This window comes from Salegentibacter sp., assembly GCF_036568425.1.
Taxonomy (GTDB): Bacteria; Bacteroidota; Bacteroidia; order Flavobacteriales; family Flavobacteriaceae; genus Salegentibacter.
This window is the reverse complement of the sequence record NZ_DATCSO010000096.1, coordinates 1-17,017: the sequence shown is the minus strand read 5'-3', so window position 1 is coordinate 17,017 and position 17,017 is coordinate 1. Positions and strand designations below refer to the sequence as shown.

The following is a 17,017-nucleotide window of genomic DNA, read 5'->3' as shown; positions in this document are numbered from 1 at the left end:
TTTAACTAATTTTATAATCAAAAACATGCTGAAATGCGTGAAACAACTAATCAAAATTCAATTACACATGGTTAAAAAATTATTATTCCTGTTGGGATTAATGTTTTTTTCATTTAATCAAAACCTAATTGCACAGGAGCAGACAGTAACAGGTACAGTAACTGATTCTGAGAACGGAATTCCCTTGCCGGGAGTAACTGTTTTGGAAAAAGGAACCAATAACGGTACATCTACAGATTTTGACGGAAATTACACTATTAATGTTCCAGAGGATGCAATTCTGGTATTTTCTATGATTGGATATGAAAAACAGGAAATCCCGGTAAGTGGACAAAATACAGTGAACTTATTACTTTCTCCGGATACTGAGGCGCTGGATGAGGTAGTAGTGACCTCTTTAGGATTAACAAGGGAGAAAAAATCATTAGGTTATGCTGTAACCGAATTGGATTCAGACGAGATCAATACTGTTAAGGATTATAACGTGGCGAGTTCCCTTGTTGGTAAGGTAGCCGGCTTGGTTGTAAATCAAGCCAGTGGAGTAGGATCTGGATCCCGGATTACTATTCGTGGGAATAATACGCTAACCGGAAATAACCAGGCGCTTATAGTAGTAGATGGTATTCCTATCGATGCTTCCGGAACTGAATCGGGAGGAAGTATCTATAACAGTACGGTAACAGGTGGAGGTGTAACAGATATAAATCCAGCAGATATCGAGTCTATTTCTGTTCTTAAAGGACCTAATGCCGCAGCACTTTATGGGTCACGAGCGGCCAGTGGGGTTATTTTAATCACTACAAAAAAAGGAACAAGAGGAGCTGGATTAGGAATTTCAGTAAACTCCAATATTTCAATAGAAGAGACTATGTTCTTGCCTGAATTTCAAAATCAATATGGTCAGGGAACCAATGGTGCCGTCTACTCAGATTTGGAAAATTTTGGATCCAGTTCCTGGGGGCCTCGCTTAGATGGTTCGCAACAATTATATTATACTGGGGAGGAAAGGGCCTATACTGCACAACCAGATAATGTAGAAGACTTTTTTGAAAATGGAATTAAAAGTATCAATACAATTTCCATGGATCAGGGTGGTGAGAACCATAGTGTAAGATTTTCATATACGAATAACCAGACAACTTCTGTAATTCCGAATTCAGAACTTCACAGTCATAATTTTAACCTAAGAGGAGTAATTGATTTATCAGATAAATTAACTCTGGATTCTAAAGCTACCTATTTTACCCAGGAATTAGAGAACAGGGTAAATGTTGGTACAGAAGGAGTTTTGGCTTATGTATATAGAATGCCAAGAAACGTTGCTATAGATGATCTGAAAAAATATAAACCATCTTTATGGAGTAATCCAGAAATGTTTCCTGATGAATACGGAGCCATAAGTTATGCTGGACAAAATAAAAGTTTGGGTAATCCATATTGGATGTTAAACCAGGATACCAACGATGAACGTAGAGACCGTTTTCTTGGATTCTCAAAATTAAACTATGAATTTAATGACTGGCTTTCAGCATTTATTCGTATTGGAGGGGATGTCACCAATGTTAGAAGTGAATATATACAGGACTACGGGCACCACTTCTTCTATGATGGAAGACTTAATTTTTCCAATCGTAAAAATGTAGAGATTAACAGTGACTTTTTATTTACAGCAAATAAAGACCTCACTGAAAAATTAAATCTGGTAGCCAATGTGGGAGGTAGTTTGTCAAAACGAACTTTTGAAGGGATGAGTGTACGGGGGTCTCAATTTAGATTGCCAACACGTACCTTTCTAAATAACACCAACGTTCAAACCAGTACGCATACACCACTTGGAACTAAAAAAATAAATTCTCTTTACGGATCTTTTAGCTTTTCGTATGACAATTTCATGTACCTGGATCTAACAGCTAGAAATGATTGGTCATCTACCTTAAGCGAAGATAATAGATCATTTTTCTATCCTTCTGTGAGTTATTCCCTATTAGTTGATCGCTTTTTAGACCCTAATAATGATGTCTTTGATATGCTGAAGTTAAGAGCAAGTTGGGCAGAAGTGGGTAACGATACGGGTGTTTATCAGCTTTACCAGACATTTAGTGTGCCTACTCAAGGGTATCTTGGACTTACAGTTTTGGAAGGACCTAGCGTAAAATTGAATCCAGACCTTAAGCCTGAAAGTGTTAAATCGACTGAATTTGGAGTCGAATTCAATATGTTTCAGAATAGGTTATACGGTGATTTCTCAGTTTATCAAATTGTCACCACCGATATGATTTTTAATGTTCCAGTACCTTTTTCTACCGGTTATAGTTACTACAAAGAAAATGTAGGTGAGGTTAAAAACAATGGTATAGAGTTTATGATGGGAGGTATCCCAATTAAAACTGATGATTTTAGATGGGATGTTTCTGTTAACTTCTCCAAGAATGAAAATGAATTAGTAGAATTGATAGATGGGTTGGATTATACTGTTTTAAATACTCTTGGAGGCCTTTCAGTTAGAGCTGAAGTAGGAGGTGGAATTGGTGATATTTATGGTACTACCTGGAAGACCAATGAGAATGGGGAAAGAGTAGTTAATGCCGAAGGTTTCCCTGTAGCGTCTAATGACAGAGAATTATTAGGGAATGCCCAACCAGATTTCCTTGGAGGTCTTACTAATAACTTCCGGTACAAAAACTGGAATTTACGCTTCCTGATTGATGGACGATTTGGAGGGGAGATTTACTCTGCAACCTCATCCTATCTGGATGCATCCGGGGTATCAGAAAGAAGCCTTCAATATCGTGAGGAAGGAATTACCGTAGATGCCATTAATGAAGAAACCGGAGTGCAAAATGAAACCCAAATTAGCGCCCAGCAATACTGGAGTAGTTATGCAGGTATTACTTCAAACTATGTTTATGACCAAACAAATGTGCGATTAAGAGAGTTTGCACTTACTTACAGATTACCCAATGAGATGATTGAAAATACTGGGTTAAATTCTGCTTCAATAGGTCTTATAGGTAGAAACCTTTTCTTCCTTTATAAAGATGCTGAAGACATAGATCCTGATGCTTCGATTGGAACCGGTCTTTCAGGACAGGGTATTTCATTGAACAATGCACCAACTATTCGTAGCCTTGGTCTAAACATAAATATCAAATTTTAATATAAATAATTATGAAAGGAATTTTAAAGACAATCGGCGCAACATTGTTGTTAGTCTTTTCACTTACAGGTTGTTCCGATTTTGAAGAGATCAACACAAGACCAGACGCCTTTGGATCTGATGAAGTTAGTGCGAAATACTTTCTAACTGGAATCCAGATTGAACTATATGCTCCTAATCGCTATCCCTATTGGCGGGCACAACTTATACATGCCGATAGGTTTGCAGGCCAATTCACTTTTGGTTATAATGGGTGCTGGTGGTCTGGTTCTCTAGCCTATAATTATAGTGCTGGTTATACTGATGCTGCATATAATTGGATGGCTGGCTATGTAAGTAATTTAAGTGTCTATCAGAACTTCGTGAAAGAAGGAGGGGATCTGGAAAATGAAAACTATTATGCCATAGGGCTCATTATGAAAGGACTTTATTACCAGATGTATACAGATACTTTTGGTATGGTTCCCTATTCGGAGGCTTTAGATCCAGATATTATCACACCAAAACTGGATGAACAAGCCCAGATTTACCAAGGTGTAATTGAAGAGTTGGATCAGGCTATGGCCCTCATTGGAAATCAATCTGTGACTGGAGAAGGAATTGAGTATTTAGAGGAAAATGATCTTTTCTTCCATGGTGATCTTCAGCAATGGAAAAAACTGGCTAACACCTTGAAGTTAAGGATGGCACTGAGAGCCCAGGGAGCTTCTGGAGCTTCTTTTGCTGAAACAGCAATAACTGAAGCCCTCCAGGCCCCGCTCTTAAATACAGAGATGGACAATGCCTTAATGGAAAAGGATACTGAAATCGATCAGTATGGAAATGCAGCCTATGGAGACATATGGCATAATTTCGGTGGGATTGGTTCTCACTGGAATGTTGGAAAAACCCTGGTGGATTACCTAAGGGATAATAACGACCCAAGGTTATCCAAATATGCTAAACCTATTTTTGGAGGTGATTTTACATTCACAAAACCAGCAGAAGGATCAGCAGCTTCATTATTTGACAAACATCTGGACTTTGTTTTGGGAGAGCTGGATAATGCGGGGGTACCATATACCAGAGAAGATTCTGGGGATGAAGTTTCTATTAGTGTGCCCCAGGATGAAGAATATTACGTGGGACAGCCCTCACGTCTGAATTCTGAAATTTATCCACACATCAAGAACGATTTGTTTTCTGAACCTGCAGACTGGATAATCAATCCAAAGAACCAGGGAGAAGAAATATTCCCAGAAGTAGTATTTACAGCGGCAGAAGGAAATTTCTTACAAGCTGAAGCCATTGTAAAAGGATTAAGTTCTGGGGATGCCCAGGCTCTTTACCAGGAAGGTATAAGACAGGCGATGAAAATATGGAGAGTGGAGGACAGTGAAATAGACGAATTCCTTGCTAATGAAGAAATGGCTCTGTTAAATGGAACAGAGGAGGAAAACCTTGAAAAAATAGCCGTTCAGAGATGGATTGCTGCATATACTGATGGGTTTGAGGCATGGGCCATAGTTAGAGATACTGGATACCCGGTTGAACTGGCGAACGGAGTTTCAGATTACGATATTTATTCTGCAGGAACTCTTAATGGTAAATATCCTCAGCGTATGAGATATGGAAACCAGGAGTATAATACTAACGGTGCAAATGTTGAAGCAGCCCTTCAAGTACAAGGTCCCGATGAACAGGGAACCGAGTTATGGTGGGCAAAGAATTAGTCAATTCTTCAACTTTGACTGAATATCATAGGGGTCATCTTTGTTAATAGAAGATGGCCCCTTATATTTTCCAATACTAAAATTTTAAGCTATTATGAAAAGAAGAAATTTCATAAGAAAGACAGGCTTAACCGGTTTAGGTCTTTCCATGATTCCTGCATCATATTCCAGGAGTTCCATAGAAGAATTTATTGGTACTGAAATGAAGCCTGTTTGTCTAACCACCTGGAACTTTCACCAGGCCAGCAAAAAAGCTGGAGAATTACTGGATAATAAAATTTCTGCCTTAGACGCAGTGGAGCAAGGTGTTCGAGTGGAAGAAAAAAATATACAAAACCACACTGTGGGAAATGGAGGCGCACCCGATAGAGATGGCTTTGTTACTCTTGATGCCAGTATAATGGGGCCCGATGGGGATTGTGGCAGTGTAGCTTTTCTACAAGATATAGAGCATCCGGTTTCTGTGGCAAGGAAAGTTATGGAAAGTACTCCCCATAAAATGCTTGTAGGAAAAGGAGCTTACAACTTTGCTGTTAATAACGGTTTTAAGCCTAAAGATCTTCTTAGTGCAGAATCAAAGAAAAAATGGAAGAATTGGTTAGCGCATAAAAATTATAAACCCATAATTAATATAGAAAACCATGATACTATAGGAATGTTATGTTTGGACCAAAAGGGTGACTTGGCAGGAGCCTGTACCACTTCCGGTCTGGCTTATAAAATGCATGGTAGAGTTGGGGATTCTCCCATTATCGGTTCCGGCTTGTTTGTAGATAATGAAGTTGGGGGTGCAGTGGCTACTGGTTTAGGGGAGGAAATTATGAAAAATGTAAGTAGCTTCCTAATTGTCGAGTTGATGAGACAGGGCAAATCACCTCAGGAATCTTGTGAAATTGCCATGAACCGCTTAATTTCTAAAAATCCAAATTATAAAGATTTTCAGGTGGCTTTTCTCGCTTTAAACAAAAAGGGGGAAGTGGGGAGTTTCTGTATTCATCAAGGTTTTACCTACATGAAGTATGGTAATTCAGTCAATGAGAATTTCACCAGTAAATCACTATTAAAAAATTAGTGTATAAAATCTAAATGTAAAAGTTCAAATCTGTTATATGAAATCAAAAAATTACAGAACTGCCTTTATCTTTCTAACAGCCTTATTTTTCCTTTGGGGTTTTATAACAGTATTAGTGGACTCTTTAATTCCACGATTAAGAGAGATTTTTGAGTTAAGCTATTTCCAATCTGGAATGGTCCAATTTGCATTTTTTGGTGCTTATTTTCTACTTTCTATTCCATCGGGTTATATTCTTTCAAGAATTGGGTACAAAAAGGGCATCATACTTGGTTTGAGTACTATGGCCTTAGGCTGCCTCCTTTTTTATCCTGCTGCTTCCTATCGTATTTTTGGAATATTTATGTTAGGCTATTTTACTCTTGCGGCCGGAATCACCATCCTGCAGGTTGCCGCTAATCCTTATGTTACTATTTTAGGGCCGGAAGAAACAGCTTCTAGCCGTTTGAATCTTTCACAAGCCTTTAATTCGCTTGGAACTGCAATTGCTCCTGCTTTAGGGGCCTTGTTTATTTTACAGGATAGAGTGAAAACAACTGCTGAAATCGAAGGTTTGGATTCAGCAGCACAACAATCCTATTATATTGCAGAGGCATCAGCCGTACAGGTGCCTTTTCTTGGAATTGCAGCTTTTATAACCATAATTGCCCTGTTTTTCTTTTTTGTTAAGCTCCCAAAAGTTAATGATAGCAAAGCTTCCAATGACTATACAAAAGTACTGAAGAATCAAAATCTTATTCTGGGAGCAATTGGTATTTTTTGTTATGTTGGTGCCGAAGTGTCTTTAGGAAGTTATATGGTAAATTACTTCTTAAACCTCGAACTGGCTGAAACAGTTAGATCGACTTCCTTTATGCGAACAATGGCAGGCTGGATTCTCACTAGCGGCGTGACAACTTCAAGTGATATGGCAGTTGTAGGTGTGTTTGTTACATTTTACTGGACAGGAGCTATGATAGGTCGCTTTATCGGTTCTTATCTAACCTCAATCTTTAACCCTGCCAAGGTATTAAGCTTTTTCGCTTTAGGGGCGATTACAATGATTCTGGTGTCTATAAGCCTTGTTGGGCTTCCGGCTATGTGGGCTATTATCGCTGTTGGCCTTTTCAACTCAATTATGTTTCCAACTATTTTCAGTTTAGCTCTGAAAGGCCTGGGGAGCGATAAGCCACAGGGGTCCGGAATTCTATGTACAATGATTGTAGGTGGGGCCATTATCCCCCCGGCCTATGGGTTTTTAATCGATTCTTTTAATTTTAATATTGCTTTTATTTTAATAATGTGCTGCTATGGCTACATATTATTCTATGCCTACAACAATAAAAGAAAAATGATGATTAATCAAAGTCTTAAGGTTGAGCCTGGTTTATGAAGTTGATTATTTCCTTTTATGAAAATTAGATAAGTTTTTCAAAGATTTTCTTTGGGAAAAAGATCTTATAAAGTATGGTAAAGAGATTCCACTATAGGTATTTTCTTTATTCATATACCGAATGCTCTTTCCAGTAAGATATTTCTGGTGGGCCGGCTAAAAATTCCTTGGACTCGGCCTTGAACTTCTGCAGGTGTTCTGTTTCCATGTGCTGGTTCTTATAATAATTTTCGTCGTTCCATACCTCGTAGAGCATAATATTGGAATTATCGTTTTTGTCTACATGCAGTTTGATCTTAACGAAATGGTCTTCCTTCTCCACACTTTCTATGAGGCGTTCCATACTTGCCAGGGCGTCTATATTCTTATTGGGAAGAGTTTTGTATTTAACCAGGACGATAATTTCTTCGCCCTCTTCTTTGTTACAGGAATTAAAACCCAGTGCAAACAGACTTACAAATAATAAGAGGATATATTTTTTCATATCTATGATATTTAAATTCGAATTTCTCTATCAAAAATACAGCTTTCTACTGAAATAAAGCCCTTTCAATTTTTCAGGATAAAAACACAATTTACTCTAAAAGAATCTAAGGTCAGAATTTCATTATTTACTTATAACTCAAATCCCATCTTCCCGCAAATTGGAAATCAATTCATGATATTGCTGTTTTCTCATTTTGACACTTTTGCATTTATTACTCTCTAAATTCTTATCTTCGGAAAAGATTTAGTACACCCAATTCAGATGTACCATGCATAAATTCAATTTCAGAACTTTACACCTTAGTTCTTTACCTCTTTTATTGCTGGGAATTCTTTTTCTGTCTTTTAATGCTCAGGCTCAAATCCTGGGTGCGCCGGCTGAAAAAGAAGATCAAAAAGAAGAGATTCCTGAGGATCCGCTGGGTCGCAGGAGCCCTCGGGGCACCGTAACGGGCTTTATAGATGCCATGTCTGCTCAAAATTATTCCCGCGCTGCCAGGTATCTGGAGTTTTCCAGTATTTCAGATCAGGAGGAACAAGAAGAAATTGTGCAGGTGTTACTTAGACTGCTCGACCAGGGAGGTAATATCCTGCCTTATTCCCTCCTTAGTAAAAACCCGGAGGGACGCACTGATGATAACCTGGACCAGGATACAGACAGAATTGGGAGCGTTTCTGCCGATGAAGAGGTTATAGATATTTTTCTGGTACAAACCAAAGATGAAAATGCTTATCCTGTGTGGTTGTTTTCAAATGAAAGTGTAAGGCAGATCGCTTCGTTGACTCTGGATCGAAGAGCCCTTATCTACCGTATAATGCCTCAGTTTTTAGAGAATCGAATTTGGGGAGGTGTGCCAGCCGGCCAATGGATAGTAGCCATTCTGCTTATCTTTATAAGCTATGGTCTGGCATGGAGCATTATAAGTTTTGTTACTTTTTTGCTTCCCAGGATATTGAAGGGAACGAAAAAAGATCCGGTTTCAGGGATTATAGAAGCCCTTAAACTACCCTTAATGCTTTATGCTGCAGTTTGGGTCTTCGTTATTTTCTCCCGAAACCTGGGATTATCTATTATAATAAGACAGAAATTCAGTGTGCTCATCATAATTATTGGCATTGCTGCTTTGCTTATTCTATTGTGGCGATTGTCAGATTTCCTGGGAAAATATTCTCAACAAAAGATGATTTTAAGAGGAAATCCTGCGGGGGTTTCTATTGTCCTTTTTCTGCAGAGAGCGGCAAAAATAGCTATAGTAATCTTTGGAGTTATTGCAATTTTAGGGATACTTGGAATTGATGTTACTACCGGTCTTGCCGCCCTGGGGATTGGTGGTATTGCTCTTGCCCTTGGTGCGCAAAAAACAATTGAGAACTTCGTAGGTAGTGTAACTCTTATCGCCGACAGGCCAGTTCGCGTAGGAGATTTTTGCCGTGTTGGTGAAATCTTAGGAACAGTAGAAAAAATAGGGGTGAGATCTACCCGGATCCGTACCTTGGATCGTACCCTGGTGACTATTCCCAATGGCGCCTTTTCTTCAGATACTATTGAGAACTATGCACACCGTGACAAATTCAGGTTTCATAGTGTGATTAATTTCCGGTATGAAACCAGTCCCGACCAGTTGAGGTTTCTCTTGGCCGAATTACGAAAAGTTCTGTATGCGCACCCTAAAGTTTTTGAAGACCCTGCAAGGGTTAGATTTATTGGTTTTGGGGCCAGCTCCCTGGATATAGAGATCTTTGCTTATCTAAATGCCATAAATTATGACGACTACCTTGAAATAAAAGAAGACCTGATGCTATTGATGATGGACGTTGTAGACCGCAGTGGCACCGAGTTCGCATTTCCTTCTCAAACGCTCTATTTTGCTAAAGATGGTGGACTCTCAAAGGAGAAAGTTGAAACTGCAGAAGACAAGGTCAAAAAATGGCGTGAAAATGGAGAAATGCCCATTCCAAAATACAGTGAAGAGCAGATCCAAGCCCTAAGATCTTCTCTCAATTACCCGCCCGATGGATCTGTGACCAGTAAAAGAACACCTGGAAATGAATAAAATCTATTAAGTTTCCTCGGAAGCTAGCTGAGACTCCCTGAATCTAAAAACTCGTCTCGAGACGGGGATTAACATTAAACCGGCGACCAGGAAAAGCCCAAAAGAAATCCTCAGGTTGAAAAGATGAGCGATATAACCAACAAGGGGTGGACCTAGTAGCATACCGGCAATGGCATAGGTAGTCACAATAGAAATAGCCATGCCTGGGGAATATTTCTCTGAGGATCCAGCAAGTAAAAAAGTCATAGGCACTACGGCAGCCACGCCGAGGCCTACCAGGCAGAACCCCACCAGAGCAGCCCAGAAATTTGGGAGAATGGTCATCAGCAGAATTCCTGAAATAATAAAAAACGAACTGTACATATAAGTTTTTTGCATCCCCAGCCGTTCCATAATTTTATCTGAATAAAACCTGGAAAGTGCCATAAAGATCATAAAAATCAGGTAACCTAATGTGAAGATATCCTCATTCACTACTTCCCTGAAGTAAACGCCGCTCCAGTCAAACATACCACCTTCACATAATGCAGCGAAAAATACCAGCAGACCTAAATAAAGGATAAATTTATCCGGTTTTCCCAACCTTAATTTATTCCCCGCTGAAGACCTGTCTTTTTTTAGAAGAAAGGCGAAACTTGCTGTGGCAGCAATGACACCTGCAATAACAATTATTAGTATATGATAAAACATAGGTATTTCCAGTTTTATCATTAAAGTGGAAACAGCAACCCCAGCAACCCCACCAGTGCTCCATAAACCATGGAAAGATCCTATAATCTTTCTCTTAAACTTTTTTTGAAGACTTAGAGATTGCGTGTTTATAGAAATATTAAAAATACGCATGGCAAAAGCGAATACGGAGATAGATATTACCAGGCTTAGCATATTCTCGGTAAACCCGATCCCCAGAAGCCCTAGCGCCAGCAAAACAAAAGATGCTAAAAGTGGTAATCTGCTCTCAAACCTGGAGACCAACCAACCTGAAATAGGCAGCCCTATCATCGAGCTTACAGGCATAGTAATTAGTAAATTACCTAATTCTGCCTCATTCAGATCAAAAAAAGTTTTCAGACTGGGAATTCTGGAAGCCCAGGTCGCAAAGAAAAAACCTGAGATAAAAAAGTATGTGCTTAGAGCTAAACGTTGCTTTTTCCTGTTTTCCATAAGTAGTGCAAACTGCAAATATCTTAGCTATTTACCGAAGTATTAAATTTAATAAATAGATGTTTTATACTTGAAGCTTTTACCTAACTGTTTTAAGAGGTTATGACTAACTTTTTCCTGTAGGTTTAATTAATAATTCGTTCACGTTTACTGAAGCTGGCTGGGTAAGGGCATAAAAAACGGCATCGGCGATATTCTCGGGTTTTAGTTTAGATTCGTCTCCGCCATAGTCTTTTTCCTCTAAAAGCTCTTCATCATTAATGTCTTCCCGTAGATCGGTTTCTACGGTTCCCGGTTCGATGGAAGTGATCCTGATATTAAACTCAGGAGAAAGCTCCATGCGCATTGCCCTGGAAAGTTCGATCACCGCTGCTTTTGAAGCACCGTAAACCGCTCCGCCTTCAAATATTTCCTTTCCGTCCACTGAAGCAATATTGATAATATGTCCGCCTTTTTGCGCTTTCATAGAAGGAAGTACCTCGTGGATGCAACGCAGAGTACCTTTTACATTTACTTCAATGGTTTGCAGCCATTCCTCCAGATGACGGTTTTTTAAATAGGTGAGAGGCATCACTCCTGCACAATTAATCAGTATGTCAATCTTGTTGTATTCCTTTCTGATTTTTTCAAAAGCGCCATTTACACTGGCGGTGCTACTTACGTCCATTCCCGCGATAAAGCTTTCAGTAGGCAGTTTCTTTTTGATCTCGGCCAATTTTTCCAGGCTTCTGCTGGCCAGGGCAACTTTACATCCTTCGGCCGATAGTTTCTCTGCTATTGCTTTACCAATTCCGCTACTGGCTCCCGTAACTATTGCTACTTTTCCTTTTAAACTCATAATATTTCTTTTTATTAAATATCGTGGCAATTCCTCAATGACGACGTTAAAAAGAATTTAAATAACAGAGATTTATGTTTCTGCGGAAAATTCTTCCGGTTTTTTATAATTCTGCTAAGCCTTCTTTAACCCTGCGTTAACTGGCTTGTAGTTTCATTTTTAATAAGTTGCAGGGGAATCAAAAAAATGAAATTATGAAACTGAAAGCTTTATTTTTGAATTGTACCCTAAAAAAATCTCCCAAAACCTCTAATACCGAAGCCTTTATCGAACATGCCGAAAAGGTCTTTCAAGACCTTAATGTCTCTACCGAGATTGTTCGGGTGGTAGATCATGATGTTGCCTTTGGAAATACCTCTGATGAAGGAAAAGATGATGATTGGCCCGATATTCTTAAAAAGGTAAAGCAGGCCGATATTCTTATCCTCGCAACCCCTATTTGGCGCGGAGACCGCAGCGCCGTGGCAAAGCTTGTAGGAGAACGCTTTGATGGAATCATGGAAGAAGGAAACGATAAGAACGGGCAATACCCCACTTATAATAAAGTTGCCGGAGTCATGGTAGATGGTAATGAAGACGGTGCTAAAAAGGCAATTTCCAGTATGATATTTGATCTTTCTGAACAGGGCTTCAGTATTCCGGTTAACGGATTCTGCTATTATGTTGGGGAAGCCGGTCCCGGCCCAAGCTATATTGAAGCTGAAGGCGATAAACACGAATTCACGAATAATATGATGCTGCTAATGGCTCATAATCTCGTACATCTTGCTAAAACCCTGAAGGAGAATCCATATTCTACTGATGTAAAAAAGCTGGAGAAAGTAGCTGAAAAAATGAGCAAATAGGTTTTCCTCTAATTAGGGAGGTTTCTTATCTTGCGCCTATGATAAATCTTGATCAGTACATAAGAGATATCCCCGATTTTCCTAAAAAAGGGGTTGTTTATAAAGATATTTCCCCAATGCTTCAAAGCCCGGAGGCAATGCGTTTTGCAGTTAAAACTTTTATTGAAAAGTTAAAAGGGGAAAAGATCGATAAAGTGATTGGAGTAGAATCCCGCGGATTTTTTTTCGCCACGCTTTTAGCCGAAAAACTCGATGCCGGGTTTATTCCGATAAGGAAACCGGGAAAACTTCCCTATAAAACCCATACCGAAGCTTACGAGCTGGAATATGGTACCGATTCCCTGGAGATCCATCAGGATGCAATTAAAAAAGGGGAGAAAGTATTGGTGCATGACGATGTACTGGCCACAGGCGGAACGGCGCTGGCAGCCTGTAATTTGGTTGAAAAATTAGGTGGAGAGATCGTGCAATGTAATTTTCTGGTGGAAATCAGTTTTCTGAAAGGCCGGGAGAAACTAAAGAATTACCCTATTGAATCTTTATTGAAGTATTAATCTAGGGCATGCTTGGTGACCCAGAATTTCCAGCCTATAATTGCCATTTGCAGCTTACTGGCTTTTTGAAGATCGAGACGTTTTTTGGAATAACTCGGTAAAACCTTTTTGTTGAAACGAGAGAGTATTTTAAAGATTTTCTTTTTCATGAGAAGGCTTAATTTCACTCAAAGGTATTGAAAATCAAAGAATAGTGATAAGATAAAAGCAATAAGTCGCAAAATGGATTTTCCTTTTTAAAAAATTTTAAAATTTTGATTTAATCCCAGGCCACAGTTTCTTTTATCTTCGCAAAAAAAATATTGATGAGCATACTTTTTATTTTAATAGGGCTGGCGCTTTTAGTAGTTGGAGGTGAATTTTTGGTTAGGGCGGCAGTGGCTTTATCATTTAAATTAAATGTCTCCCGTATGGTGATCGGACTTACAGTAGTTTCTTTCGCCACGTCTGCACCCGAGCTAATTGTGAGTCTGCAGGCCGCTCTAGATGGGTTTTCAGATATTTCCCTGGGGAATGTAATTGGGTCCAATGTTGCTAATATCGGGCTCGTTTTGGGAATCACAGCTATTATTTCATCCCTTGCTGTAGACCGTGAGTTCTATCGTTTCAACTGGCCGGTGATGATGCTTTTCTCTTTTGCGCTTTATTATTTTCTGAAAACCGGTGAAAATATTTCCCGTCTGGAAGGTTTGGCTCTTCTTCTTGGGCTGGTGATTTATCTTATTGTACTTATCTATCGTTCGAGAAAGAAAGCTGAATTACCCGTGGAAGGGATTGATGATTCGCTCAGGGAAGCCTCAAATTTCAAAATGATTATCTGGCTTTTAATCGGGGGAGGTACCCTTTGGGGTGGTTCAGAATTACTGGTTAACGGGGCAGTTGATCTTGCCACGGCCTTAGGAGTGAGTGAACGTGTTATTTCGGTTACCATGATCGCCATTGGAACCAGCGTGCCGGAACTTGCGGCCTCGGTGATTGCTGCCTTAAAGAAAGAAAAAGCAATTTCCCTGGGAAACCTTATTGGTTCTAATATTTTTAATATCGCTTCGGTTTTGGGAATTACAGCACTAATTCAACCTATTTATCTACAGTCTGATAAAATCCTGACCAACGATATTTTCTGGATGATAACTATCTCTTTTGTATTAGTTCCACTGGCATTTCTTCCCAAAAAATATATTTTGAGCCGTTATAAAGGTGTGATATTATTTACAGGATATGTAATTTTTATCGGTCTTGCATTTTTGGGTTAAAATTAGGGGGTTATATTAATAAAAGTTAAAAAAACATATCTTGCCCCCTATTTTTTGGAGGGGGTGTATTAAAATTAGTTACATTTGGTGCTGAAATTATAATTCAAACAGCACAATATGTCAACTTTACGATTTGAGGCCATTAAACAAACTTTTAACCGAAAACCGGTTAAAGTAGATGAACCTCCAAGAAGATCTGAAATCTTCGCAACCAATGTTTTCAATGAAGATGTAATGCGTCAGTTTCTTACTAAAGAGGCTTTCCAGAATGTAAAAGACGCTATAGAAACAGGAGCTAAGATAAGCCGCGGTGTTTCCGATCATATTTCAACAGGAATGAAAGAATGGGCTATCTCCAAAGGAGTAACTCATTATACCCACTGGTTTCAACCTCTTACAGGTACCACAGCCGAAAAGCATGATGCCTTTTTTGAGACCGTTGGACCAACCAGTGCTATTGAAAAATTTGGAGGTGGACAATTAGTTCAACAGGAACCTGATGCTTCCAGCTTTCCAAGTGGTGGAATTAGAAATACCTTTGAAGCCCGTGGATATACTGCATGGGATCCAACTTCTCCCGCTTTTATTTGGGGAACTACGCTTTGTATTCCTACGGTTTTTGTGAGTTACACCGGAGAAGCTTTAGATTATAAAACGCCCTTGCTACGTGCTTTGCAGGCGGTAGACAATGCAGCGACGAAAGTTGCTAAATACTTTGACAAGAATGTAACCAAGGTGCATGCTACCCTTGGTTGGGAACAGGAATATTTTCTTATCGATTCGGCTCTTGCCAATACAAGACCAGACCTGCAACTGGCAGGACGAACTCTTTTAGGACATTCTCCGGCAAAAGGTCAGCAGCTGGACGACCATTATTTTGGTTCTATTCCTACAAGGGTACTTTCCTTTATGAAAGATCTGGAGATAGAATGTATGAAACTGGGAATCCCGGTGAAGACTCGTCATAATGAGGTGGCACCAAACCAGTTTGAGCTGGCACCCATTTTTGAGGAAGCCAATCTTGCGGTAGACCACAATTCCTTGCTTATGGATGTGATGTCTAAGGTTGCCGAAAGACACGATTTCAAAGTTCTCTTTCATGAAAAGCCATTTGCAGGAATTAACGGAAGTGGAAAACATAACAACTGGTCACTTAGCACTGATACGGGAACAAACCTGTTAGGGCCAGGTTCTACCCCAATGAAAAGTCTTCAGTTTTTAACCTTTTTTATCAATACCATTAAAGCGGTACACGATAATGAGGAGTTGTTAAGGGCTGCTATTGCCAGCGCTTCAAACGATTACAGACTTGGAGCCAACGAGGCTCCACCTGCAATTATTTCAACTTTTATCGGGTCTCAACTTACCAAAGTTCTGGATGAACTTGAAAAAGTTACCGACGGCAAACTTTCTCCACAGGAGAAAACCGACCTAAAACTCAATGTTGTCGGAAAGATTCCTGAAATCCTTTTGGATAATACCGACAGGAACCGTACCTCACCTTTTGCCTTTACAGGCAATAAATTTGAGTTTAGGGCAGTAGGATCTACCGCCAACTGTGCGAATCCTATGACCGTTCTAAACACTATTGTTGCCAAACAGCTTAAGGACTTCAAGAAAGAAGTTGATGAGTTGATAAAAGGTAAGAAAATGAAAAAAGATGATGCCATCTTTAATGTGTTGAGAGAGTACATAAAGAAATCTAAAAAAATTCGTTTTGAAGGGGATGGATATGGTGAAGCCTGGGAAAAAGAGGCTAAAAAACGTGGCCTGAGTAATAATAGATCAACTCCTGAAGCACTAAGAGCCTTAGTTTCTAAAAAGACTATAGATCTTTACAAGGAGATGGGGGTGATGAATAAGATAGAGATTGAAGCACGTCACGATATCGAACTGGAAGAATATTCCATGAGAATCCAGATTGAAGGCCGGATTCTGGGTGATATAGCCAGAAACCACGTGATCCCGACTGCAATTCGTTATCAGAACCTGCTTATTGAAAATGTGGAAGGTCTTAAGCATATTTACAATGAAGGCTTTAAAGAACATTCCAGAGAACAACTGGATATTATTGAGAAAATCTCGGCACATATAGCTAAGATCAATAGTAAAGTCAATGAAATGATTGAAGCCAGAAAAGTTGCCAATAAAATCGAAGATCCAGAGAAGCGTGCTTTGTCGTATTGTAACGACGTAAAACCCTTCTTTGATGAGATACGTTATCACTCTGATAAGCTGGAACTAATGGTAGACGATGAGCTTTGGCCATTAACCAAATACCGCGAACTCCTCTTCACCAGATAGAATTAGATTAAACCTGTTAACAAACCACGTGCTTTTAGGAGTACGTGGTTTTTTATTTTAACACTTTGTCCCGTCCTGAAATAGCGATACACTAAAACAGTAGTGTAATGAAAAGATCAACAAAGACTGGGTATATAAAGCGTACCCAAAAAGATTATTCTATTTCTTTTAAACTTCAAGTTGTCCAGGAAATTGAGTCCGGAGCG

General features: G+C 39.3%; 13 protein-coding genes. 9 read left to right on the top strand and 4 right to left on the bottom strand.

Annotated features, from left to right (window positions below; all coding sequences use genetic code 11):
* Positions 1-67 precede the first annotated feature (67 nt).
* The 4 genes from VIM94_RS09100 (at position 68) to VIM94_RS09085 (ending at position 7,313) form a co-directional block, all read left to right on the top strand.
* Positions 68-3,157, top strand: coding sequence for a SusC/RagA family TonB-linked outer membrane protein (locus VIM94_RS09100; RefSeq protein ID WP_332038983.1), 3,090 nt, complete (start codon positions 68-70; stop codon positions 3,155-3,157).
* 11 nt (positions 3,158-3,168) lie between these two features.
* Positions 3,169-4,869 (top strand): SusD/RagB family nutrient-binding outer membrane lipoprotein, encoded by a 1,701-nt coding sequence (locus tag VIM94_RS09095; RefSeq protein ID WP_332038982.1) that lies wholly within the window; start codon positions 3,169-3,171, stop codon positions 4,867-4,869.
* A gap of 94 nt (positions 4,870-4,963) precedes the next feature.
* Positions 4,964-5,941, top strand: coding sequence for a N(4)-(beta-N-acetylglucosaminyl)-L-asparaginase (locus VIM94_RS09090; RefSeq protein ID WP_332038981.1), 978 nt, complete (start codon positions 4,964-4,966; stop codon positions 5,939-5,941).
* A gap of 37 nt (positions 5,942-5,978) precedes the next feature.
* Entirely contained in the window at positions 5,979-7,313 is a 1,335-nt protein-coding gene (locus tag VIM94_RS09085; RefSeq protein ID WP_332038980.1) for a sugar MFS transporter, read from the top strand.
* A 106-nt stretch (positions 7,314-7,419) separates the two neighbouring features.
* Here the strand turns inward: VIM94_RS09085 and VIM94_RS09080 are convergent, their stop codons facing one another.
* Positions 7,420-7,797, bottom strand: a complete 378-nt coding sequence (locus VIM94_RS09080; RefSeq protein WP_332038979.1) for a putative quinol monooxygenase — start codon at positions 7,795-7,797, stop codon at positions 7,420-7,422.
* A 271-nt stretch (positions 7,798-8,068) separates the two neighbouring features.
* On the opposite strand from VIM94_RS09080, the gene VIM94_RS09075 reads away from it, so the two are divergent.
* Positions 8,069-9,853, top strand: coding sequence for a mechanosensitive ion channel family protein (locus VIM94_RS09075; RefSeq protein WP_332038978.1), 1,785 nt, complete (start codon positions 8,069-8,071; stop codon positions 9,851-9,853).
* A 6-nt stretch (positions 9,854-9,859) separates the two neighbouring features.
* On the opposite strand, the gene VIM94_RS09070 is transcribed toward VIM94_RS09075, so the two are convergent.
* Complete coding sequence (locus VIM94_RS09070) at positions 9,860-11,035, bottom strand: MFS transporter (protein ID WP_332038977.1); 1,176 nt, start codon at positions 11,033-11,035, stop codon at positions 9,860-9,862.
* Between the two features lie 88 nt (positions 11,036-11,123).
* A complete protein-coding gene (locus VIM94_RS09065) occupies positions 11,124-11,855 on the bottom strand; it encodes an SDR family oxidoreductase (RefSeq protein ID WP_332038976.1) in 732 nt (243 codons plus the stop codon).
* A gap of 194 nt (positions 11,856-12,049) precedes the next feature.
* Between VIM94_RS09065 and VIM94_RS09060 the strand changes: the two genes are divergently transcribed.
* Both VIM94_RS09060 and VIM94_RS09055 read left to right on the top strand, forming a co-directional pair.
* Positions 12,050-12,700: a flavodoxin family protein gene (locus tag VIM94_RS09060; RefSeq protein ID WP_332038975.1), complete on the top strand. Its 651-nt coding sequence runs from the start codon at positions 12,050-12,052 to the stop codon at positions 12,698-12,700.
* A 38-nt stretch (positions 12,701-12,738) separates the two neighbouring features.
* On the top strand, positions 12,739-13,254 hold the full coding sequence (locus VIM94_RS09055) for an adenine phosphoribosyltransferase (RefSeq protein WP_332038974.1): 516 nt from the start codon (positions 12,739-12,741) through the stop codon (positions 13,252-13,254).
* Here the strand turns inward: VIM94_RS09055 and VIM94_RS09050 are convergent.
* Positions 13,251-13,403: an SsrA-binding protein gene (locus VIM94_RS09050; protein WP_332038973.1), complete on the bottom strand. Its 153-nt coding sequence runs from the start codon at positions 13,401-13,403 to the stop codon at positions 13,251-13,253. The genes VIM94_RS09055 and VIM94_RS09050 overlap by 4 nt on opposite strands.
* Positions 13,404-13,559: 156 nt before the next feature.
* Here VIM94_RS09050 and VIM94_RS09045 point away from each other — a divergent pair, with 156 nt between their 5' ends.
* Positions 13,560-14,507, top strand: a complete 948-nt coding sequence (locus VIM94_RS09045) for a calcium/sodium antiporter (protein ID WP_332038972.1) — start codon at positions 13,560-13,562, stop codon at positions 14,505-14,507.
* A 117-nt stretch (positions 14,508-14,624) separates the two neighbouring features.
* Positions 14,625-16,811: a glutamine synthetase III gene (locus VIM94_RS09040; RefSeq protein ID WP_332038971.1), complete on the top strand. Its 2,187-nt coding sequence runs from the start codon at positions 14,625-14,627 to the stop codon at positions 16,809-16,811.
* Positions 16,812-17,017 lie beyond the last annotated feature (206 nt).